General features: G+C 67.5%; 20 protein-coding genes. 9 read left to right on the top strand and 11 right to left on the bottom strand.

Annotated elements, in window-relative coordinates; genetic code table 11:
• Window positions 1–27 precede the first annotated feature (27 nt).
• From araG to CFB89_RS28575, 6 genes are all read right to left on the bottom strand, one after another.
• Window positions 28–1,578, bottom strand: a complete 1,551-nt coding sequence (gene araG / locus CFB89_RS28550; RefSeq protein WP_089470862.1) for an L-arabinose ABC transporter ATP-binding protein AraG — start codon at window positions 1,576–1,578, stop codon at window positions 28–30.
• A gap of 21 nt (window positions 1,579–1,599) precedes the next feature.
• Entirely contained in the window at window positions 1,600–2,613 is a 1,014-nt protein-coding gene (locus CFB89_RS28555; protein ID WP_089470863.1) for an arabinose ABC transporter substrate-binding protein, read from the bottom strand.
• A gap of 90 nt (window positions 2,614–2,703) precedes the next feature.
• Complete coding sequence (locus CFB89_RS28560; protein WP_089470864.1) at window positions 2,704–3,633, bottom strand: Gfo/Idh/MocA family protein; 930 nt, start codon at window positions 3,631–3,633, stop codon at window positions 2,704–2,706.
• A gap of 24 nt (window positions 3,634–3,657) precedes the next feature.
• Window positions 3,658–4,587, bottom strand: a complete 930-nt coding sequence (locus tag CFB89_RS28565; RefSeq protein ID WP_089470865.1) for a dihydrodipicolinate synthase family protein — start codon at window positions 4,585–4,587, stop codon at window positions 3,658–3,660.
• A gap of 49 nt (window positions 4,588–4,636) precedes the next feature.
• Window positions 4,637–5,995, bottom strand: a complete 1,359-nt coding sequence (locus CFB89_RS28570) for an MFS transporter (protein WP_089470866.1) — start codon at window positions 5,993–5,995, stop codon at window positions 4,637–4,639.
• A gap of 179 nt (window positions 5,996–6,174) precedes the next feature.
• Complete coding sequence (locus tag CFB89_RS28575) at window positions 6,175–7,926, bottom strand: IlvD/Edd family dehydratase (RefSeq protein WP_089470867.1); 1,752 nt, start codon at window positions 7,924–7,926, stop codon at window positions 6,175–6,177.
• A 114-nt stretch (window positions 7,927–8,040) separates the two neighbouring features.
• On the opposite strand from CFB89_RS28575, the gene CFB89_RS28580 reads away from it, so the two are divergent.
• Window positions 8,041–8,991, top strand: coding sequence for a LysR substrate-binding domain-containing protein (locus CFB89_RS28580; protein ID WP_089470868.1), 951 nt, complete (start codon window positions 8,041–8,043; stop codon window positions 8,989–8,991).
• An 87-nt stretch (window positions 8,992–9,078) separates the two neighbouring features.
• Here the strand turns inward: CFB89_RS28580 and CFB89_RS28585 are convergent, their stop codons facing one another.
• On the bottom strand, window positions 9,079–9,723 hold the full coding sequence (locus CFB89_RS28585) for a glutathione S-transferase family protein (protein ID WP_089470869.1): 645 nt from the start codon (window positions 9,721–9,723) through the stop codon (window positions 9,079–9,081).
• Between the two features lie 28 nt (window positions 9,724–9,751).
• Complete coding sequence (locus CFB89_RS28590) at window positions 9,752–10,228, bottom strand: OsmC family protein (protein ID WP_089470870.1); 477 nt, start codon at window positions 10,226–10,228, stop codon at window positions 9,752–9,754.
• A gap of 140 nt (window positions 10,229–10,368) precedes the next feature.
• Here CFB89_RS28590 and CFB89_RS28595 point away from each other — a divergent pair, with 140 nt between their 5' ends.
• Window positions 10,369–11,010 (top strand): GntR family transcriptional regulator, encoded by a 642-nt coding sequence (locus CFB89_RS28595; protein ID WP_089470871.1) that lies wholly within the window; start codon window positions 10,369–10,371, stop codon window positions 11,008–11,010.
• A gap of 27 nt (window positions 11,011–11,037) precedes the next feature.
• On the opposite strand, the gene CFB89_RS28600 is transcribed toward CFB89_RS28595, so the two are convergent.
• Window positions 11,038–12,063, bottom strand: coding sequence for a LacI family DNA-binding transcriptional regulator (locus CFB89_RS28600; RefSeq protein ID WP_089470872.1), 1,026 nt, complete (start codon window positions 12,061–12,063; stop codon window positions 11,038–11,040).
• A gap of 188 nt (window positions 12,064–12,251) precedes the next feature.
• Between CFB89_RS28600 and CFB89_RS28605 the strand changes: the two genes are divergently transcribed.
• The 5 genes from CFB89_RS28605 to CFB89_RS28625 all read left to right on the top strand — a co-directional run bounded on the left by CFB89_RS28605 (window position 12,252) and on the right by CFB89_RS28625 (window position 18,609).
• The gene (locus tag CFB89_RS28605; protein WP_089470873.1) at window positions 12,252–13,409 is read left to right on the top strand and encodes an ABC transporter ATP-binding protein; all 1,158 of its coding nucleotides are present in this window, start codon (window positions 12,252–12,254) and stop codon (window positions 13,407–13,409) included.
• A 9-nt stretch (window positions 13,410–13,418) separates the two neighbouring features.
• Entirely contained in the window at window positions 13,419–15,413 is a 1,995-nt protein-coding gene (locus CFB89_RS28610) for a beta-galactosidase (RefSeq protein WP_089470874.1), read from the top strand.
• A 67-nt stretch (window positions 15,414–15,480) separates the two neighbouring features.
• Window positions 15,481–16,740, top strand: a complete 1,260-nt coding sequence (locus tag CFB89_RS28615; protein WP_089470875.1) for an ABC transporter substrate-binding protein — start codon at window positions 15,481–15,483, stop codon at window positions 16,738–16,740.
• Window positions 16,741–16,795: 55 nt separating this feature from the next.
• Window positions 16,796–17,737 carry a carbohydrate ABC transporter permease gene (locus CFB89_RS28620; RefSeq protein WP_089470876.1) on the top strand — a complete coding sequence of 314 codons (942 nt, stop codon included), beginning with the start codon at window positions 16,796–16,798 and terminating at the stop codon, window positions 17,735–17,737.
• A 20-nt stretch (window positions 17,738–17,757) separates the two neighbouring features.
• A complete protein-coding gene (locus CFB89_RS28625; RefSeq protein ID WP_089470940.1) occupies window positions 17,758–18,609 on the top strand; it encodes a carbohydrate ABC transporter permease in 852 nt (283 codons plus the stop codon).
• Between the two features lie 188 nt (window positions 18,610–18,797).
• Here CFB89_RS28625 and CFB89_RS28630 read toward each other — a convergent pair whose 3' ends face one another.
• On the bottom strand, window positions 18,798–19,751 hold the full coding sequence (locus CFB89_RS28630) for an aromatic alcohol reductase (protein ID WP_089470877.1): 954 nt from the start codon (window positions 19,749–19,751) through the stop codon (window positions 18,798–18,800).
• Window positions 19,752–19,845: 94 nt separating this feature from the next.
• Between CFB89_RS28630 and CFB89_RS28635 the strand changes: the two genes are divergently transcribed.
• Complete coding sequence (locus CFB89_RS28635) at window positions 19,846–20,259, top strand: helix-turn-helix domain-containing protein (RefSeq protein ID WP_089470878.1); 414 nt, start codon at window positions 19,846–19,848, stop codon at window positions 20,257–20,259.
• A 175-nt stretch (window positions 20,260–20,434) separates the two neighbouring features.
• On the opposite strand, the gene CFB89_RS28640 is transcribed toward CFB89_RS28635, so the two are convergent.
• Window positions 20,435–20,833 carry a nuclear transport factor 2 family protein gene (locus CFB89_RS28640; RefSeq protein ID WP_179233550.1) on the bottom strand — a complete coding sequence of 133 codons (399 nt, stop codon included), beginning with the start codon at window positions 20,831–20,833 and terminating at the stop codon, window positions 20,435–20,437.
• Between the two features lie 82 nt (window positions 20,834–20,915).
• Between CFB89_RS28640 and CFB89_RS28645 the strand changes: the two genes are divergently transcribed.
• A complete protein-coding gene (locus tag CFB89_RS28645) occupies window positions 20,916–21,857 on the top strand; it encodes a LysR substrate-binding domain-containing protein (protein ID WP_089470880.1) in 942 nt (313 codons plus the stop codon).
• Window positions 21,858–21,928: the final 71 nt, after the last annotated feature.

The raw sequence follows: 21,928 nt of genomic DNA on the forward strand, positions 1-21,928 counted from the left end.
GTTTGCTTTCCGGTTGACTGCGGGCCGCTAGCGCGGCAGCGCGAGCTTGATCAGCGCGTCGGGCGTCGCGTGCGCCTTCTCGACCTCGCCCGCGATCCGTCCTTCCTTCATCACGATGACCCGGTCCGACACGCCGATCACCTCGGCCAGATCGCTCGACACGAGGATCACCGTGCGGCCCGCTTCCGCGAGTTCGTAGAACAGGTTGTAGATTTCCGCGCGCGCGCCGACGTCGATGCCGCGCGTCGGCTCGTCCATCAGGAACACGTCGATGCGCTCGGCCAGCCAGCGCGCGAGCACGACCTTCTGCTGGTTGCCGCCCGACAGCGCGCCGATCGGCGTTTCGCCGTCGCGGGTCTTGATCGCGAGGCGCTCGATGTATTTCTGCGCGAGCTCGCGTTCGCGTCGCCCGTCGAGCAGCATGCGCGCCGGGCTGAAATGACGGCGCGCGCTGATGTTCAGGTTGTCGGCTACCGACGCGATCGCGACGATGCCTTCGTGCTTGCGGTCTTCCGGGCACAGCGCGATGCCGGCGCGCACCGCGTCGCGCGGGCTGCCGAACGCCACGCGCTTGCCGTTCAGCTCGACGTGCCCGGCACTCGGCCGCACCGCGCCGTACAGCAGCTTCATCAGCTCCGAGCGGCCCGCGCCGACGAGCCCGAAGAAGCCGACGATCTCGCCGCGCCGCGCGGTGAACGACACGGGCTCGGCCAGCCCCGGCCCCGTCAGCCCCTTCGCTTCGATCAGCACGTCGCCGGCCGGGCGCGGCCGGTAGCCGTACACGTCCTCGATCGAACGGCCGACCATGCAGCCGATCAGCCGGTCGCGGTCGAGATCGGCGACGGAATCGAACGTGTCGATGCGGCGGCCGTCGCGAAACACCGTCACGCGGTCGCACAGTTCGTACACTTCCTCCATCCGGTGCGTGACGTAGATGATCGCGCGGCCTTCCGCGCGCAGCGCGCGGATGATCCGGAACAGTTGCGTGGTTTCGCGCGCGGACAGCGAACTCGTCGGCTCGTCGAACGCGATCACGCGCGCATCGCGCATCAGCGCCTTGCCGATCTCGATCATCTGGCGCTGGCCGATCGACAGGTACTTCACCGGAATGCCCGGATCGATGTGCTCGCCGAGCCGCTCCAGCGCATCGAGCGCGCGCGCGGCGAGCGTGCGCTCGTCGACCACGCCGAGCCGGCTCGGCAACTGCCCGAGCATCAGGTTTTCCGCGACCGTCAGCTCGGGCACCAGATGCAGCTCCTGGTAGATGATCGCGATGCCGGCCTCGAGCGCCGCGCGCGTCGACGCGAAGCGCTGCTCGGCTCCGTTCAGCGTCAGCGTGCCGGCCTGCGGCTGGTTCACGCCGGACAGCACCTTCAGCAGCGTCGATTTCCCCGCGCCGTTCTCGCCCATCAGCCCGTGCACTTCGCCCGCGCGCACCGACAGCGACACCGCGTCGAGCGCACGCACGCCCGGAAACGTCACGGTGATGCCGTCGAGCGCAAGCAGCGGGCCGTCCGGCGGCGGCATGCCCGCTTCGGCGTCGTGGCCGGGCACGGCCGTCATCGTCTGCATCGTCATCGCGTTCTCGCCTCGCCCCGCTCAGATACCGAGTTCGGCGCGCACGGCCTGCCAGTTCGCGCGCGTCATCAGCTTGCCGCTCGTCTGCGTGTCGGCCGGCGGCATCTTGCCGTTGCGGATCCAGTCGACGAGGTTCTGCGTGCTTTCCTTGCCGTGGTTCGTCGAGCTGACCGCGATCGTCCCGTAGAAGCCGGTCGGCTCCTTCTTCTGGAATTCGGCGAACGCCTCGCCCGCGCCGTTGATGCCGACGCCGATCACGTCGGCCGCCGGGATGTGCAGCTGTTCCGTCGCGCGCACCGCGCCGAGCACGGTTTCCTCGTTCAGCGCGTAGATCACCCATTTCTTCACGTTCGGATGGCGAGCGAGCACCGGTGCGGCCGCGCTGAAGCCGCCTTCGTCGTCGGTCGTCTTCTGCGGCGCGTCGAAGATGTTCTCCTTGCGGAAGCCGTTCGCGAGCAGCGCCTGCGTCGCGCCGTCGGTGCGCAGCTTCGCGGTCGGCAGCTCGTAGTTCGTGATGCGCAGCGCGCCGACTTCCTCCGGCTTCCAGCCGCGCCGCTTCATCTCGTCGGAGATCGCCTGGCCGACCTGGTTGCCGATCTTGGTCGCCGACATCCCGAGGTGCGGCACGTTCGGCAGCGGCTTGCCGCTCGAATCGACGAGCTGGTCGTCGACGGTCACGAACTTCATGTTGTAGCGCTTCGCGCGCGACGCGATCGCCGGCCCCAGGCGCACGTCCGGCGCGCAGATCACGAAGCCCTGCGCGCCTTGCGAGCCGAGATTGTCGATCGCGGCCAGCACCTTCTCGCCGTCCGGCGTGCCGATCTTCACGACCGAGAAGTTCTCCTTCTGGCCGAGCGCGGACGCCGCGTTCTGCTCGTTGATGAACCACGCCTGCTCGGGCATCTTGACGAGGAAGCCGATCTTCAGCGGCGCGTCGGCATGCGCGGCGCCCGTCATCCCGAGCGGCGCGATGCAAAGCGCGGCCAGCAGCGCGCGCAAGGTGTGTCGACGGATCGTGTGAGTCGTGCGGTTCATGGGTGTCTCCTTGGTATCGGCTGATGCCGTGATGCGTGTCGAAATATCAATCACTCGTCGCGTGCGCTTCATGCCGAAGCGCACGCAGGTTCAGCGGCCGAACGCGTCGGTCTGCACGCGCCGGCCGAACAGGAAGGCGTCGGCGACGAGCCGCAGCGGCCGCACGTCGACGTCGCTTTCGCCACGCGCGATCAACGCGTGGAAGTGCGCATACAGCGCCGGGTACTCGCGCTCCGGCCCGATCTCGACCGGCTCGCCCGCGATCGACAATTGCGCGCCGCCGCGGCTGATCGCGAGCACGCCGTCGGCCGTGTCGACCGCGATCTCCCATTGTTCGACCGGGCCGTGCCGCCAGTCGAATTCCGCGCGCACCGGCACGCCGTCGGTATCCGCGCAATCGAGTTCGGCCGCGATCGGCATCTGCGCGTCGCTCGGTACGATCAGCGTCGCCTCGCGCAGCACGAGCTCGCGCGGCAGGATGCGCGTGACGATCGACAGCGCGTTGATGCCCGGATCGAACACGCCGAGACCGCCCGGCTCCCAGATCCACTGCTGCCCCGGATGCCAGCGCCGCACGTCTTCCTTCCAGCGCACCTGCACCGCTCGGATCGTGCGCGTGGCGAGCCATGCACGCGCCGGCTCGACCGCGCTCGCGCAGCGCGAATGCCAGGTCGCGAACAGCGTGAGGCCGCGCTCGCGCGCGAGCGCGTCCAGCGCGGCCACTTCGCCGAGCGTGGCGCCCGGCGGCTTCTCGAGCATCACGTGCTTGCCGGCTTCGAGCGCCGCGCGCGCCTGCGCGTAGCGCACCTGCGGCGGCGCGCACAGCGATACCGCGTCGAGCTCGGGCTCGGCCGCCAGCAGCGCGTTCAGATCCGGATAATTGCGCACGCCGTTGACTTCCGCGTGACGGCTCGCGCAGGCAGTCAGCGCGAAGCCCGGTTCGGCGGCGATCGCCGGCAAATGCTGGTCGCGCGCGATCTTGCCGATCCCGATCACGCCCAGCGAAATCACCTTGCTCATTTGCGTTTCTCCTTCGACATTCGCTCAGCGCGCCCAGCGCAGCACGAGCGGATCGAGCCGGCGCGCGATCGCGAGCAATTCCGCGCGCGTGTCCGGGTGCAGTTCCGGCATCGGATGCCGCGGCCGCTCGCACGCGATCACGCCACCTTCGCGCATCAGCGCCTTCGCGGTGAGGATCCCGGACTGGCGGTTCTCGTGATTGATCAGCGGCAGCCACGCCTGGTAATGCGCGAATGCATCGTCGTGGCGGCCGTCGCGCCATGCTTCGAGGATCGGCCGGATGCCGTCCGGAAAGCCGCCGCCCGTCATCGCGCCGGTCGCGCCCGCATGGAGATCGGCGAACAGCGTGATCGCCTCCTCGCCGTCCCACGGCCCCTCGATCGCGTCGCCGCCGAGCCGGATCAGCTCGCGCAGCTTGTTCGCGGCGCCCGGCGTCTCGATCTTGAAGTACGCGACCTGCTCGATCTCGCAGGCCATTCGCGCGAGGAACGGCGCAGACAGCGGCGTGCCGCTCGCCGGCGCGTCCTGGATCATGATCGGGATGTCGATCGCATCGGACACGCGCGCGAAGAAATCGAAGATCTGCGCTTCGGGCACGCGGAACGTCGCGCCGTGATACGGCGGCATCGCCATCACCATCGCCGCGCCGAGCTGCTGCGCGCGCAGGCTGCGCGCCGCGCAGATCCGCGTGCTGTAGTGCGAGGTCGTGACGATCACCGGCACGCGGCCGGCGACGTGTTCGAGGATCGTGCGGGTGAGCACGTCGCGTTCGTCGTCGGTGATCGCGAACTGCTCGGAGAAGTTCGCGAGGATGCACAGCCCGTCCGAGCCGGCGTCGATCATGAAATCGACCGCGCGCTTCTGGCTCGCGAGGTCGAGCTCGCCGGTGTCGGAAAACGTCGTCGGAACGACGGGGAAGATGCCGCGATAGCGCGGTGTGCTGCTCGATGTCATGGTGGGTCCTGCGTCAGTCGAATCGGCGTTCAGCCGGAAAACAAGGCGTTCAGGATTCGCGGGCGAACGCGCCCGCGGCCGGCTCGGGCGCGCGCAGCGCGGCCCGGACCACGAACGTCATCAGCACCGCGAACAGCAGCGTCGCCGCGAGAAAGTACAGGCCGGCCGCGAGGCTGCCGGTCGATGCCTTGATCAGCCCGATCCCGTACGGCCCGACGTAGCCGCCGAGATTCGCGAGCGAGTTGATCGCGGCGATGCCGACCGCGGCGCTCGTGCCGGCCAGGAATTCGCCGGGCAGCGCCCACACGACGGCCTGGATCGAATAGAGCGAGAACGCGGTCAGGCAGATGAACAGGAACTGCAGCGCCGGCTGCCGCACCCACGCGCTCGCGGCCATCGTCGCGGCGGCGGCCGCCGACACGACGACGATGTGCCAGTAGCGCTCGCGCTTGCGGTCCGAATGGCGCGGCACGACGAGCAGGCCGACCACCGCGAACAGGTAGGGCACGGCGGACAGCAGGCCGGTCGTCGCATCGCCGGCGCCGAACGCGTGGATGATCGTCGGCAGCCACAGCGACAGCCCGTAGATGCACAGCGGAAACGGCAGGAACAGCGCGGCGAGCAGCAGCACGCGGCGGTCGCGCAACGCGGCGAGCGGATGGCGGTGCGAATCGGGGCGATAGGCGTCGCGGTCGGCGGCGAGCTGCCGCGCGATCCAGCGGCGTTCGTCGTCGTTCAGCCAGCGCGCATGCGCGGGCGATTCGGGCAACAGCCGCAGCGTCGGCCACGCGAGCAGCACGGCCGGCAAGCCGCTGACGACGAACAGCGTCTGCCAGTCCGACAGGCCGAACCACCCGTGCGTCGACAGCAGCCATCCGGCGAGCGGGCCGGTCACGATACCGGCGAGCGGTTGCGCGAGCACGAGCAGGCCGATCACGCGGGCGCGATCGCGCATCGGGAACCATTGCGTGAGGAAGTAGAGGATGCCGGGATAGAGGCCGGCTTCGGCCGCGCCGAGCAGGAAGCGCAGCACGTAGAAGCTGGTCGGCCCCTGCACGAGCGCCATCGCCATCGTGATCGCACCCCACGTCGCGAGGATGCGCGCGAACCACACGCGTGCGCCGAAGCGGCCGAGCGCGAGGTTGCTCGGCACTTCGCACAGGAAGTAGCCGATGAAGAACAGTCCGGCGCCGAGCCCGTACGCGGCGTCGCCGAGGCCGATCGCCGCGTTCATGTGAAGCTTCGCGAAGCCGACGACGGTACGGTCGACGTACGCGACCACGTAGATCAGCGCGAGGAACGGCACCAGCTTGCGCGTGAGCAGGCGGGTCAGTTGCCGTTCGTCGACGGCTGCCGGCGAATCGGACTGTTCCGCCGCGGCCTGCGCGGGCGTGTACTGCGTCGTCATCTTGTCTCCTGTCGGTGTGCGTCAGCGCTTTGGCGTTACGCACACCCCATCCTTCGCGGTCGGTCGCCGTCAGCGCTTCGGCGCTTGCGACGGCCCCATCCTTCGCGGTCGGCCCACGTCAGCGCTTCAACGCCGACGCGGGCCGTATCTCTGCACAACCGGCGATGACCGCCCGCCGCTCAATGCGAATGGCTCGGCACGTCCGCGCCGCGCATGCCGACCAGGAAGTCGAGGTCGCACCCCTCGTCGGCCTGCAGCACGTGATCGATATACAGCCGCGCATAGCCGCCCTTGCCGAGTTGGCCGGCCACGCCGGGCGCGGCGGTCGGATCGACGTCGGACAGGCGGCGCTGCAGTTCTTCATCCGTAATGTCGAGATGCAGCGTGCCGGCCTCGCAGTCGAGCTCGATCCAGTCGCCGTTGCGCACGGCCGCGAGCGGGCCGCCGGCCGCGGCTTCCGGCGCGACGTGCAGCACGACCGTGCCGTACGCGGTGCCGCTCATCCGCGCATCGGAAATCCGCACCATGTCCTTCACGCCCTGGCGCAGCAGCTTCGGCGGCAGCCCCATGTTGCCGACCTCGGCCATGCCCGGATAACCGCGCGGGCCGCAATTCTTCAGCACCATCACCGAGCTCGCGTCGATGTCGAGCGCTTCGTCGTTGATCGTCGCCTTGTAGTGGTCGAGGTTCTCGAACACCACCGCGCGGCCGCGATGCTTGAGCAGCTCGGGGCTCGCCGCCGACGGTTTCAGCACCGCGCCGCGCGGCGCGAGATTGCCGCGCAGGATGCAGATGCCGCCGTCCGCGATCAGCGGCCGGTCGAGCGGGCGGATCACTTCGTCGTCGTAGTTCGGCGCTTCGCGCACGTTGTCCCACAGCGACTTGCCGTTCACCGTCAGCGCGTCCGGGTGCGGCAGCAGCCCGCCTTCGCCGAGCCGGCGCAGCACGGCCGGCAGCCCGCCCGCGTAATAGAACTCCTCCATCAGGAAGCGCCCCGACGGCATCAGGTCGACGATCGTCGGCGTGTCGCGGCCGATGCGCATCCAGTCTTCCAGTTCGAGCGGCACGCCGATGCGGCCGGCGATCGCCTTCAGGTGAATCACCGCATTGGTCGAGCCGCCGATCGCCGCGTTCGTGCGGATCGCGTTCTCGAACGCCGCGCGCGTCAGGATCTTCGACAGCACGAGCCCTTCGAGCGCCATCTCGACGATGCGGATGCCCGACATGTGCGCGAGCACGTAGCGGCGCGAATCGACGGCCGGAATCGCCGCGTTGTGCGGCAGCGCGACGCCGAGCGCCTCGGCCATGCACGCCATCGTCGACGCGGTGCCCATCGTGTTGCAGGTGCCGGCCGAGCGCGACATGCCGGCTTCGGCCGACAGGAAATGATGCACGTCGATCTCGCCGGCCTTCAGCGCTTCGTGCAACTGCCACACGGCCGTGCCCGAACCGATGTTCTTGCCCTCGAGCTTGCCGTTCAGCATCGGGCCGCCCGACACGACGATCGCCGGCACGTCGCAGCTCGCCGCACCCATCAGCAGCGCGGGCGTCGTCTTGTCGCAGCCGGCGAGCAGCACCACCGCGTCGATCGGGTTGCCGCGAATCGCTTCCTCGACGTCCATCGACGCAAGATTGCGCGTGAGCATCGCGGACGGCCGGAGGTTCGATTCACCGTTCGAGAACACCGGGAACTCGACCGGGAAGCCGCCCGCCTCCGAGATCCCGCGCTTCACGTGCTCGGCGAGCTTGCGGAAGTGCGCGTTGCACGGCGTCAGTTCGGACCACGTGTTGCAGATGCCGATGATCGGCCGGCCGTCGAATTCGTGATCGGGAATGCCCTGGTTCTTCATCCAGCTCCGGTACATGAAGCCGTTCTTGTCGTTCGTGCCGAACCATTGAGCGGAACGCAGCCTGGGTTTTGTTGCCGACATCGTCAGTCCTGTGGTGACGGGATACCGGCGCAGTCTAGGCAGAATTTTGATAACTGGCTAATGACGATTTAGGCGATTACGATATCGATTCAGATATCGATATAAACCCGTACGATGACCGAAGCCAGCCCGTGGGGAAACCGCGCCCGCCTGAAGACGCGCCAGTTGCTGCTGCTCGTCGCGCTCGCCGACGAAGGCAGCATTCACCGCGCGGCGGCCGCGCTGAACATGACGCAGCCGGCCGCGTCGAAACTGCTGCGCGAACTCGAGGAATCGATCGGCGCGGTGCTGTTCGAGCGGCTGCCGCGCGGGATGCGGCCGACGCTGTACGGCGACGCGCTGATCCGCCACGCGCGCGCGGCGCTCGGCAGCCTCGACCAGGCGCGCGAGGAGCTGGCCGCGCTGAAGGCCGGCCATCTCGGCCACGTGGCCGTGGGGGCGATCACGTCGCCGGGCTTGCGGCTCGTGCCGCCGGCCGTCGCCGCGGTGAAGGGCACGCACGCGGGCCTGCACGTGTCGGTCGAGATCGACACCAGCAACGTGCTGCTCGAACATCTCGCGCAGGAAAAGATCGACATCGTGCTCGGCCGGCTGTCCGCCGAACACGACAAGCTGCGCCTGCGCTACGAGCCGCTGACCGGCGAATCGGTGGCTACGGTCGTGCGGCCCGGCCACCCGCTGCTCGCCCAGGCGCCGCTGTCGCTCGCGGACGTGCAGCGCGCCGCGTGGGTCGTGCCGCCGGCCGGCAGCGTGCTGCGCCACCGCTTCGAGCTCGTGTTCCAGCGCGCGAGCCTCGCGCCGCCGGCGAACGTCGTCGAGACGGCCGCGCTGCTGTTCATCACGCAACTGATCGAGCAGAGCGACATGATCGCGGTGCTCGCCGAGGACGTCGCGCACTACTACGCGCGGCACGGCATCGTCACCGTGCTGCCGCTGGAGATGGATTGCCGGATGGACGATTTCGGGCTCATCACGCGCACCGACCGGCTGCATTCGCCGGCCGTCGCGGTGATGGTCGATGCGATTCGGGCCGCGGCGCGGGAGGTGTACGGCGTCGCGCCGTGACGACACGGCGGCAATCGGCTTGCCGGATTGCCCTATCACCCGAAATGCATGCGCGCCGCCGCGGCGCGCATGCTGCCGCACTCGCGGTTACACCCACGGCGCCGCGAGCCCTTCCGTCTTCAACGCCCGCTGGATCGCCGGGCGCGCGAGCACCTGCTGCAGATAACCGCCGAGTACCGGCCGCTGGCGGGCCGGCGCCGCAAAACCGCGCGTCCAGCGGCACAGCATCAGCGCGTAAGAATCGAGCACCGTGTAGTGCGCACCGAGCAGCCACGGGCCGCCGCTCGTTTGCAGTTGCTGCTCGAGCTGATTCAGCAGCGTCGCGATCTTCGCTTCCGCATGCGCCTTGACTTGCGCGGCACCCGACGCATTGCCCGCATCGACCCAGCGCTCCGGATAGAAATACGCGATCAGCGTCGCCTGCAGCGTGTTGGTGAGCCACATGAGCCACTTGTAGAACTGCGCACGTTCCGGTGTGCCGAGTTCAGGCGCAAGCCGCTGCTCGGGATGCGTATCGGCAAGATGCAGGCAGATCGCGGCGGTTTCGTACAGCACGAGATCGCCGTCGACCAGTACCGGGATGAGCCCGTTCGGATTCAGCGCGAGATAGTCGGGCGACTTGTGCTGGTCGTGCGTGCGGTCGACGTACGCGAGCTCGAACGGCTGGCCGATTTCTTCAAGCACGAAGTGCGGCGCCATGCTGGCATTGCCGGGGTAGTAGAACAGTTTCATCGTCGATTTCGTTTGGCGGGTGTCGGCGTCAGGCGGCGGCCCACTCGATCACCGGTTCGCAGCGAATCGGGAAGTTGACCGAATTCGCGATGTAGCACTGCGCATGCGCATCATGATGCAGATGCGCCGCCCGTTCGCGATCGTCGCCGGCCCGGATCGTCACCCGCGGCCGCAGCACGATTTCGGTGAAGCGCCCCGCTCCCGCGCCGTCGAGCATCGTGCCTTCCGCGTGGTCGACGTAGGCCAGCACGCGGATGCCGGCCTCGGAACACAGGTGCAGATACCAGAGCTTGTGACATGCCGACGCCGACGCGAGCAGCAAATCTTCGGGGTTCCAGCGCGCCGCGTCGCCGCGGAACGCCGGGTCCGACGAACCGGGGATATCCGGCTTGGAACCGGCGCGGATCACGTGATCGCGGCCGTACTCGCGATACCCCGACGTGCCGGTGCCGCGATTGCCCGTCCACTCCACTGCGACGCGATAGTGATGTTCGCTCGATGCCATCTCGCTCTCCATTGATGTCGGTTGCCTTGACCGGGCCGAGCGGGCCGGACGCCATTGCGTGAGACCCGCCGGTGGTCGCTATTCTGGCACCGGATCGTCGTTTGGTATACCATTATTCCAAATTGACGAAATACGCAAGCATGGAAGCCAAACTCGACTCCACCGCGGACGCGGTCGCCGCGTCGCTGCGCGACATGATCATCAACGGCGAGCTGGCGGCCGGCGAGCGCCTCGTCGAGCGCGATCTGGCCGAGCGGTTCGGCATCAGCCGGATTCCGATGCGCGAGGCGATCCAGCGGCTCGAACGCGAAGGCTTGCTCGATATCTTCAGGAATCGCGGCGCGGTCGTGCGGATGCTGAGCGCGTCCGACGTGCAGGAAATCTACGATCTGCGCGTGCTGCTCGAAGGCGATGCGATCTACCGCGGCGTGAAGCGGCTCGACGACGAAACGCTCGCGCGCGCCGAACTCGTGCATCGGCTGCTCGGCGATGCAACCGTGCCGCGCCGGCAAGGCGAGTTGAACCGCGAATTCCACGCGTTGCTGTATGCGTGCTGCGGCAACGCGCGGCAGTTGAAGTCGATCGCCGAACTGCGCAGCCAGGTCGAACGTTACGAACGCCTGCAGGCCACGCTGCTCGCCGATACGCCGTCGTTCCAGGTCGAGCACGAAGAAATTCTGCAGGCCTGCCGCGAACGCAATGCGCGGGCGGCACGCGCGATGACCGTCGCGCATCTCGATTCGGCGCGACGCATCGTGCTGCGGCGCGTCGAAGGCGGTTGAGGCCGGCGCGCGACCGCTCGCGCTTCGCTACACCGCGCGCGGCACCGGCCCGGTCGTGCCGCGCACCACGAGCTTCGGCAGCGACGCGCCCCGTACGCGCGACGCGTCGTCGCCCTGCCCGCCGGCTTCGCGCAACGTATTGAGCAATTCGACCGCGATGCCAGCCGCCTCGGCGGTCGGGATCGCGACGGTCGTCAGCGTGGGTCGCGTGTCGCGGGCGAGATGGATGTCGGTGATGCCGACGATCGACAGATCGTCGGGCACGTGCCGGCCGCGATCGGCCGCCGCATGCATCGCGCCGATCGCGGGTAGATCGTTGGTCGCGACCAGCGCGGTCAACTCGGGATGCGCATCGAGCAACTGCCCGGCCGCGCGCACGCCGCCCTCGATCGAATCGTGCCCGGCGCCGACGCGCGACGCATCCAGCCCGGCTTCGCGCATCACGTCGACGCAGCCGTCGTAGCGCGCGGCCTGCACGCCGTTTGCCGACCCGCCGACGATCACGCCGATCTCGCGATGGCCGAGTTCGAGCAGATGCCGCGTCGCGATCCGCCCCGCCTCGCGAAAATCGATCGCCACGCACGGCAACCCGTCGGGCGGCGCCTCGGGCCGCTCCCACAGGCACAGCACGACCGGCACGCCGCGCCGCGCGACGTCGACCAGATCCGGCAGGTGCAGGTTCGCGTTGGTCACGAGAATCCCTTCGGAGATCGTGCCGGCGATCTGGTCGAGATACGCGCGCCCCTGCAACGGATCTTCGTTCGTGTTGCAGACGATCAGGAACTGCCCGTTGCGGCGCACCGCGCGCTCGACCGCCAGCGCGAACTCCGGATAGAACGGGTTCGCGATGCTCGATACCATCAGCGCGACCGTCGGCGCGCGCCCTTCCGCCAGCGCCCGCGCGGCGAGATGCGGACGATAGCCGAGCGCGTCGACCGCTTCGAGCACCCGCGCCCGCGTCGCATCGCCCACCCGGCCGCGGCCGCGCAGCACGTTCGACACCGTCGCGGCCGTCACGCCGGCGCGGCGCGCCACTTCATCCAGTGTTGCCATCGTTTGCTCACTATATGAGACGTCGATCCAGTATTTGCTTCGCTCACCGAAGCGGCGCACTATCGCCGCACACCTTGCCGCCCGACCGACGGGCGCGACTCGGCCGCGATCGCATCGCCCTTTTTTTGATCGCGATGATTAAGCGCTTAATCAGGCAGTACGGCGCATTAAAACATGGAGCGGAGACAATGGCGAGCATCTCGATGCGGCGCGTGCAGAAAGCCTATGGCGAGCACGCGCCGGTCATTCGCGACGTCGATCTGGAGATCGGCGCGCATGAGTTCTGCGTATTTCTCGGGCCGTCCGGATGCGGGAAATCGACGCTGCTGCGCATGATCGCCGGGCTCGAGGATCTGAGCGCGGGCGAGCTGTCGATCGACGGCCGCCGTGTCGACGACGTGCCGGCCGCCGAGCGCGGCGTCGCGATGGTGTTCCAGAGCTACGCGCTGTTTCCGCACATGACGGTGTACGAGAACATGGCGTTCGGGCTGAAGCTCGCGCGCGTGCCGAAGGCCGAGATCGACCGGAAGGTGCGCGACGCCGCGCGCATCCTGCAGCTCGACACGCTGCTCGAACGCAAGCCGAAGGCGCTGTCCGGCGGCCAGCGGCAACGCGTCGCGATCGGCCGCGCGATCGTGCGCGAGCCCGGCGTGTTCCTGTTCGACGAACCGCTGTCGAACCTCGACGCAGCGCTGCGCGGCCAGACCCGCATCGAGATCGCGCGGCTGCATCGGCAGTTCGAACGCGCGAGCGTCGTCTACGTGACGCACGACCAGACCGAGGCAATGACGCTCGCCGACAAGATCGTGCTGCTGCACGCCGGCGCGGATACCGCGCAGCACGGCAGCATCGCGCAGGTCGGCGCGCCGCTCGACCTCTACCACCATCCGGCCAGCCGCTTCGTCGCCGGCTTCATCGGCTCGCCGCGGATGAACTTCCTGCCGGCCGTCGTGGCCGCGTGCGACGCGCGTCGCACGACCGTCACGCTCGTACCGTCCGGCGAAACCTTCGTGCTGCCGCGCGACGGCTCGTCGCTCTCCGCCGGCGCCGCCGTGACGCTCGGTATCCGCCCCGAACACCTGACGCTCGGCGCCGTGCCCGACGCGACGACGCTCGCGCGCGACGTCGCGCTCGTCGAACGCCTGGGCGAGCAGACCTACGTGCACCTCGATCCGGCCGGCCAGCCGAACGCGACGCCGCTGATCGCGAAAGTGCCCGGCGACGCGCAGGTGCGCACCGGCGAACGCGTGCACGTGCACGCGCCGGCCGCGGCCTGCCACCTGTTCACCGAAGACGGCCGCGCGGTGCCCGCGTGCGCCGATCTTCCCGTCCACCACTACGCATAAGGATCGGGCATGCGCCTCGGAGTCTGTTACTACCCGGAACACTGGCCGGAATCGATGTGGGCCGACGACGCCCGCCGGATGAAAGCGCTCGGCATCGAACAGGTGCGGATCGCCGAATTCGCATGGAGCCGCATCGAGCCGTCGCCGGGCGAATACGACTGGGGCTGGCTCGATCGCGCGGTCGACGTGCTCGGCACGGCCGGCCTCGAGATCGTGATGTGCACGCCGACCGCGACGCCGCCGAAATGGCTGGTCGACCGCCATCCCGACATCCTCGCGATCGGCGCGGACGGCCGCCCGCGCGCGTTCGGTTCGCGCCGCCACTACGATTTCTCGTCGCCGGTCTATCTCGAAGCGTCGCGCCAGATCTGCACGGCGGTCGCCGAACGCTACGGCCGCCACCCGGCCGTGCGCTACTGGCAGACCGACAACGAACTGGGCTGCCACCAGACCGTCGTCAGCTATTCGCCGGCCGCGCTCGTGCGCTTTCGCGAATGGCTGAAAGCGCGCTACGGCACGATCGACGCGCTGAACCGCGCGTGGGGCACCGTGTTCTGGAGCATGGAGTATCGCCATTTCGACGAAGTCGACGCGCCGGTGGGCACCGTGACCGAAGCCCATCCGTCGCACCGCCTCGACTACCGGCGCTTCGCGTCCGACGAGCTCGCGCGCTATCACCGGATGCAGGTCGACGTGATCCGCGCGCACTCGCCGGGCCGGCCGGTCGCGCACAACTTCATGCAACTGTTCACCGAATTCGATCACTACGAAGTCGCGCGCGACCTCGACGTCGCGACGTGGGACAGCTATCCGCTCGGCGCGCTCGAGGAGCTGTGGTTCGCGCCCGACGTGAAGGCGCGCTGGCTGCGCACCGGCCATCCGGATTTCGCGTCGTTCAATCACGACCTGTATCGCGGCATGTCGAAGCTGCCGTTCTGGGTGATGGAACAGCAGCCGGGCCCGGTGAACTGGGCGCACTGGAATCCCGCGCCGCTGCCGGGCATGGTGCGGCTGTGGAGCTGGGAAGCGTTCGCGCACGGCGCCGGCTGCGTGTCGTACTTCCGCTGGCGGCAGGCGCCGTTCGCGCAGGAACAGATGCACGCGGGCCTGAACACCCCCGACAACCAGCTCGACGAAGGCGGCCGCGAAGCGCAGCGCGTCGCGCAGGAAATCGCCGCCGTGTTCGACGCCGGCGCGGATGCCGACGCGAACGGCGCGGTGCGCGCACCCGTCGCGCTGGTGTTCGACTACGACGCGAAGTGGCTGTTCGAAGTGCAGCCGCAAGGCGCCGATTTCCACTACCCGCGTTTCGCGTTCGAATACTACTCGGCGCTGCGCTCGCTCGGGCTCGACGTCGACATCGTGTCCGCGCATGCGCCGCTCGACGGCTATCGCCTCGTCGTCGTGCCGCCGCTGCCGGTCGTGCCCGACGATTTCGCGTCGCGGCTCGCCGCGTCGGGTGCGCACGCGGTGTTCGGCCCGCGCACCGGCTCGAAGACCGCCGACCTGCAGATTCCGCCGGCGCTGCCGCCCGGCCCGCTCGCGTCGATCCTGCCGGTACGCGTGTGGCGCGTCGAATCGCTGCGGCCGAACGTGACCGAGCCGATCGACGGCACGCTGCGCGACGGTTCTCCGCTCGCGGGCGAAGCGCGTCACTGGCGCGACCTCGTCGAACTGAACGACGACGGCGCACGCAGCGTCGTGCACGCACGCTTCGCCGACGGCCATCCGGCCTGCGTGTCGCACGGCACGCTGCACTACTGGGCCACGCTGTTCGACGACGCGACCACCGCGCGCCTGTTCGCCGACGTCGCAGCCGTTGCGGGTCTCGCGCCGACGCCGCTGGCCGACGGCGTGCGCGTGAGCCGGCGCGGCGGCCTGACCTACGTATTCAACTATCGCGACACGCCGCATGCGATCGACGGCGTAGCGCCGTCCGCATTCGTGTTCGGCGCCGCGCAGGTCGAGCCGCAAGGCGTGGCCGTGTATCGAAGCCGTTCGTAGCAACCGCCCCCGGCGCCGCCACGCGCCGGTCACGCACAAACAACGACACACAGGACTGGAGACACTCATGACCCATCGCCCCCTTCGCGTCGCTGCCCGCCTGGCGAGCGCCGCCGCCATCGCGTTCGCATCGTTCGGCGCGACGACGCCCGCCGATGCCGGCACGCTGACCATCAACATCGCGTTCAAGGGCGCAAGCCAGCGCGCGGTGTGGCAATCGACGATCGAAGCGTTCCACAAGGCCCATCCGGACATCGACGTGAAGCCCACCTTCGTCGACGAGGAAGCGTACAAGGTGCAGTTGCCGGCATGGCTCACGACCGTCGCGCCGGACGTCGTGAACTGGCATGCGGGCGAGCGAATGGCGTACTACGCGAAGCGCGGGCTGTTCGAGGACCTGAGCGGCGACTGGACGAAGAACGGCTGGGATGCGATGTATGCGTCGACGCGCAGCGCGTCGTCCTATAACGGCAAGCAGTACGCGGCGCCGACCGTCTACTACTCGTGGGGGCTGTTCTACCGCAAGGATCTGTTCCGCAAGGTCGGCATCGCCGACGAACCGAAGACCTGGGACCAGTTTCTCGACGCGTGCAAGAAGCTGAAGGCGGCCGGCATCACGCCGATCGCGATCGGCGGCCGCGACGCGTGGACGCTCGCCGGCTGGTTCGACTATCTCGACCTGCGCCTGAACGGCAACGCGTTCCACCAGCAGCTGATGGCCGGCGACGTGCCGTACACCGACCCGCGCGTGAAGAAGGTCTATACGACGTGGAAATCGCTGATCGATTCGGGCTACTTCATCGACAACGCGCTGTCCTACGATCTCGACGGCGCGCAGCCGTTCCTGTTCCAGGGCAAGGCCGCGATGATGCTGATGGGCACCTTCATCGCGGCCGGCTTCCCGCCGAACGTGAAGCAGGAAATGGGCTACTACCGCTTCCCGATCATCGACCCGAAGGTGCCGACCGCCGAGGACGGCCCGGTCGAATCGCTGCACATCCCGACCAAGGCGAAGAACAAGGCCGACGCGCACACGTTCCTCGCATTCGTCGAAACGCCCGAGATCGGCGCGAAACTCGCCGAAGGGCTCGGCTCGCTGTCGGCCAACAGCAAGTCGCCCGAGCCGGCCGATCCGATCTCGCGTATCGGCTTCCGGATCCTCGCCGACACGAAGGGCGGCGTCGCGCAGTTCTACGACCGCGACATGACCAAGGAAATGGCCGACGAGGGGATGAAGGGCATGCAGCAGTTTCTCGCGAATCCCGCACAGCTCGATACGGTGCTCGCGCAACTCGAACAGACCCGCAAGCGGATCTACAAGAAGTGAGCGCGTGACCCAACCGGCGGCCGCGCGCCGCCGTGTCCGTTTCAGGAGGCTTGCCGTGTCCAGTCCGATCGCGTCCCCCCCGCCCGCCGGCACCGCGCCGCCGCGCGGCTCATCCGCCAGCACATTGCCCGCGCGCCGCCCGTCGCCCGCCGTGCGGCGGCAACGGCGCGCCGCGTGGCTCTTTCTCGCGCCGGCCTGCGCGATGGTGGCCGTCTATGTGATCTGGCCGATCCTGTCGACGCTGTGGCTGAGCCTGTACAACTGGGACGGGATGACCGAGCGCACCTTCGTCGGTCTCGCGAACTACGCGGAGCTGCTGCAGGCGCCGACGTTCTACACGGCGCTGCGCAACAACGTGATCTGGCTCGTGCTGTTCATGCTCGCGCCGCCGCTCGGCCTCGCGCTCGCGCTGTACCTGAACCAGGCGGTCGGCGGCATCCGGCTCGTGAAGTCGCTGTTCTTCGCGCCATTCGTGCTGTCGGGCGTGGTCGTCGGGCTGATCTTCTCGTGGTTCTACGATCCGACCTTCGGGCTGCTCGCGCTCATCGCCGGGCACGGCATCCCGGTGCTCGGCGACGCGCGCTACGCGACCTTCGGCATCGTGTTCGCCGCGCTGTGGCCGCAAACGGCGTACTGCATGATCCTGTACCTGACCGGCCTCACGTCGGTCAATCCGGAACAGATCGAAGCCGCGCGGATGGAAGGCGCGCGCGGCTTCGCGCTGCTGTGGCACGTCGTGCTGCCGCAACTGCGGCCGACCACCTTCATGGCGATCGTCGTCACCGTGATCGGCGCGCTGCGCAGCTTCGACCTGATCTCGGTGATGACGGGCGGCGGCCCGTTCGAGAGCTCGACCGTGCTCGCGTATTACATGTACGACCAGGCGATCAAGTACTACCGGCTCGGCTATTCCGCGTCGATCGCCGTCGTGCTGTTCGCGATCATGCTCGTCTACATCGCGTTCCAGTTGCGCCGCATGCTGCGCAACGAACAGTGATTTTCGGGAGTGCACTCATCATGTTTCCGACACCCGTTGCCCGGTGGAAGCCGGTATCGCGCCGGCTGTACAAGCTGTCGCTGCCCGTCGCGCTCGTGATCTGGCTGCTGCCGATGATCGCCGTGTTCGTCACGTCGGTGCGCTCGACCGAGGAGCTCGTCGAAGGCCACTACTGGGGCTGGCCGCGGCATTTCTCGATGATCGAGAACTATCGCGACGCGCTGACCACGTCGCCGATGCTGCATTACTTCTGGAACAGCGTGCAGATCACGGTGCCGTCGGTCATCGGCTCGATCGCGCTCGCGGCGATGGCCGGCTTCGCGCTCGCGACCTACCGGTTTCGCGGCAATACCGCACTGTTCGGCACGTTCGTCGCCGGCAACTTCGTGCCCGTGCAGGTGTTGATGATTCCGGTGCGCGACCTGTCGCTGCGGCTCGGCGTGTTCAATACCGTCGAAGCGCTGATCCTGTTTCACGTCGCGTTCCAGACGGGGTTCTGCACGCTGTTCCTGCGCAACTTCATCAAGCAGTTGCCGTTCGAGCTGATCGAGGCCGCGCGCATCGAAGGCGCGGGCGAATGGACGGTGTTCTGGCGCATCGTGCTGCCGCTGATCCGGCCCGCGCTGGCCGCGCTCGCGATTCTCGTGTTCACGTTCGTGTGGAACGATTACTTCTGGGCGCTGTGTCTCACGCAGGGCGACGAGGCGGCGCCGATCACGGCGGGTGTCGCGGCGCTGAAGGGGCAATGGACGACGTCGTGGAATCTCGTATCGGCCGGGTCGATCCTCGCCGCGCTGCCGTCGGTCGCGATGTTCTTCGCGATGCAGAAGCACTTCGTCGCGGGGCTCACGTTCGGCGCGACGAAAGGCTGACCGCCCGCCGATCGCGTTTTCGCATCTCCCCCTCCGCATCGTGAGGTTGCCCGCTTCGGCGGGCTTTTTTCATGCTTCGTGAAGGTGGGTGCATGTCGGTTGGCGAGCCCTGATCCGCCATCCCGGCGTCAACGGCATCGACGATCGCCTGTCGTCGATGCCGTTTGCCCGGATGGTCGGGTTCGCGATTAGTCGCTGCGGCCCGAAGCGAGGTTGGCATTGATCCACGACGCCACGTCGGTGACCGGGATGGCGTGGCGTTGATTGAACGTCCCGCTCTTGTCCCATGCGACGCCCCGCCCTTGAGCAAATGCCGCGCGATACTTGCGCATCATGTTGTTCGGGTCGCGCGCCAGCTCATCGAGCAAGTACTGCTCAGTCCACACCGAACGGCTGAAGGGGCGGCCGAGGGCCGCTTCCAGCTTGTCGGCGACCTCCCCGTAAGTCACGGTGTCGCCAGCCAGATACACGATCTCGTTCCGGATACGGGGTTGCGCGAACACGATCGCGGCAGTCAGCGCGCCGATATCGTCGGGCGTCGTCAGCGTCACGGCGGTGTCGAGGCTGCCCAGCGCGTGGACCGCGTCGTTTTGCAGATCGACTACACCGAAGTCCGGCTCGAACAGGTAGCTCGTGAACATGCCGGTCGAAATGATGACCCACTCGGTCTGGTGCTGACTGCGCAGCAATTCGCGCACGTCCAGCTGGGCGTCGAAGATGTCCTGCGGACTGCCGCGGCCGATCACGTCGAAATCGACCCCGAACTGCCACGGGAAGTACCTCGGGATGCGCGCCTGCAACGCAGCCCGCGCCAACTTCATCGGCGTATCGATGCCGGCTGTAATGCCCGCGCAACCGATTACCGTGTCATATCGCGCGAACAGGGCGGCGAGTTCGTCGATGGAATGCTTCACGAAATCGCCTACGACGATCTCGATCCCAAGCGCCCGAATCTCCGCGATATCATGCCGCTTGGCGGGTGCGCTGGACTCGAGGGCACTCGCGCGCAGCAGCACGCTGATCTTCGCGCCGGCGATGTCCTTCGCTCGACGTGCAAGATTGCGTAGTACCGGGAGGCCGAGTTCGCCAGCACCGAGCACGAGAATGTTTCGGGAAGTCGCGTCAGGGTCTGCTGGGTTCATCGTTTAGCCTGCTGAGGAATTGAGTTGCACGCAGTCTAGCGATGCATGGTTGTGTTTGAAAGAAGGTACACGCGTGATACTGGGAGCGAGATAGTTGGATCGAGACGAACTTCTCCGATATTCGCAGACCGTGTGCGACGGCCTGCGAGACGATGATGACGGGTTGCGGCGGGAGGTGCTCGCCCATGCCGGAAGCCGTTGGTCGCTCGGTGTCGTCCACACGCTCGGCGTGTACGGCCGACTGCGCCATGCGGAAATCGGCAGGCGCATGCATGGGGTGACTCAGCGCATGTTGACGCGCACGTTACGGCAGCTCGAACGTGACGGCCTGGTGCTCCGTCACGATTTCGAAGAAGTCCCGCCTCGAGTCGAATACGAGTTGTCCGACACGGGCATGGACCTGCTCGTCAGGATGGTCCCGCTGTGGACCTGGATCGTCGAGAATGCGGACCGCTTCCGGGAAGCACGGCTGAATTTCGACAGAGAACACCGCGACGCAGACGCGTAGCTTGCCGGGATTTCGACGTGCTTCGCACATGGGCGCGACTTTGATCGACATCGGTCTTCGAAATATGCTTCGACTTCCTTACAAAGCCTGAGAGACAGCGTCCGCGGAAGTTTGGCGTCGTGCGGAACCGCCCTCCGCGGACGCCAGTCTTCGATATCGAGCGACATCGATTCCACTACGCGTATTTGTCGCCGACCGTACTGCGAATCGGATGGGTGTCGTACACGATGATCATCCGTTCGATCAGCCCGGCGGGGTCGAACTCGAACACGTCGACGCACTCGAAGCGCGCCACCGAACCGTCTTTCAGGGCCCAGTCGTAGATGAAGTAACCTGTCGCACGTCGCGCCCCACTCGTGCTGACGCAGATATCGATCGGTGTAATCCTGCTTTCTCCCGATGCGGCCGCGACCTTCGAAAAGAAGGGCTCGGGGTGCATCCAGCCGAGAAATGGCGAGAAAATCCGCGCGTCCGGCGTGAATAGCGCGCAGATGGCGCCGACATCGCCGCGCTCCAGTTCCCGCAGGTAAGCGCGAACCCGTTCCGTGTAGAGTGATTCCGACGTTGAGCCCAAAATTATCCTCCGATCATTCGTCGACAGCCCCGTTCATTCGCAAGAACGGGGCATCCGGTAGACGCACGATAGCGACGCACCGATGACCGAACAATCGAAAAATTCGCAACCCGGGTATGCGGCGCATGCATATCCGCTCGCTGACCTGACGCGGCCGCTCCCGCCGTTGGCGGCGATTCAGTCGTTCGTCGCCGCGGCGCAGCTGGGCAGCGTCAGCAAGGCCGCGGATCATCTATGCCGCACGCAAGGCGCCGTGAGCCGCCAGATACAGCAGTTGGAGACGCACTATCGATGCGCACTGTTCGTGCGCCATGTATCGGGGCTGACGTTGACGCCAGAAGGCAATGCACTGCTGACGGTCGCGGTCGACGTGCTCACGCAACTCGTTCGGCACGCGGATTCCCATGCACGGGCGACCTCGGTGCTCACGTTGAAGTTGCCGTCCACGTTCGCCGTTCGCTGGCTGCTCCCGCGGCTGCCGGACATTCAACGCGCAATGAGCGGGACGGAGCTGCGTATTTCGACATCCGCGGACGACACGCCCGATTTCACGACGTCCGACGTCGACGCCATCATCGTGCGAGGCACGGGACAGTGGACCGGTATGGAAGCCGTACCGCTGTTTCCCGAGCGGCTCACGCCGATGTGCTCGCCCGCGTTGGCGACATCGCTGCGATCGGTTGCCGACTTGGCGCACGTCGATTTGCTCCATCCCGGGCCCAGCCGCGCAGAGTGGAGATGCTGGCTCGATCACGTGGGGGCGCGCCAGATCGACGCGGGGCGCGGGCTCGTGTTCGATACCCTCGAATTGACGCTCGCGGCATCGATGGAAGGGCACGGCATTGCAATCGGCGACCCGCGAATGGCGAGAGACCGGCTCCGTGCCGGATCGCTGGTGACACCGTTTGACGATGTGGCTGAAGACGGCCTTTCCTACTTCCTCGTCTATCCGCCCCAACGGGCGACACAACCGAAAATTCGGGCCCTCGCCGATATCTTGCTGCGACTGGCGCGAGAGGATTGATGGATAGGCGAGTGTCCAGTACGTGGTGCGGAGCCGACCTTCAAATGGCGCCCCCATCGTACCGACGAATG

The organism is Burkholderia sp. AU16741 (assembly GCF_002223345.1).
In the GTDB taxonomy this organism is placed as follows: Bacteria; Pseudomonadota; Gammaproteobacteria; order Burkholderiales; family Burkholderiaceae; genus Burkholderia; species Burkholderia sola.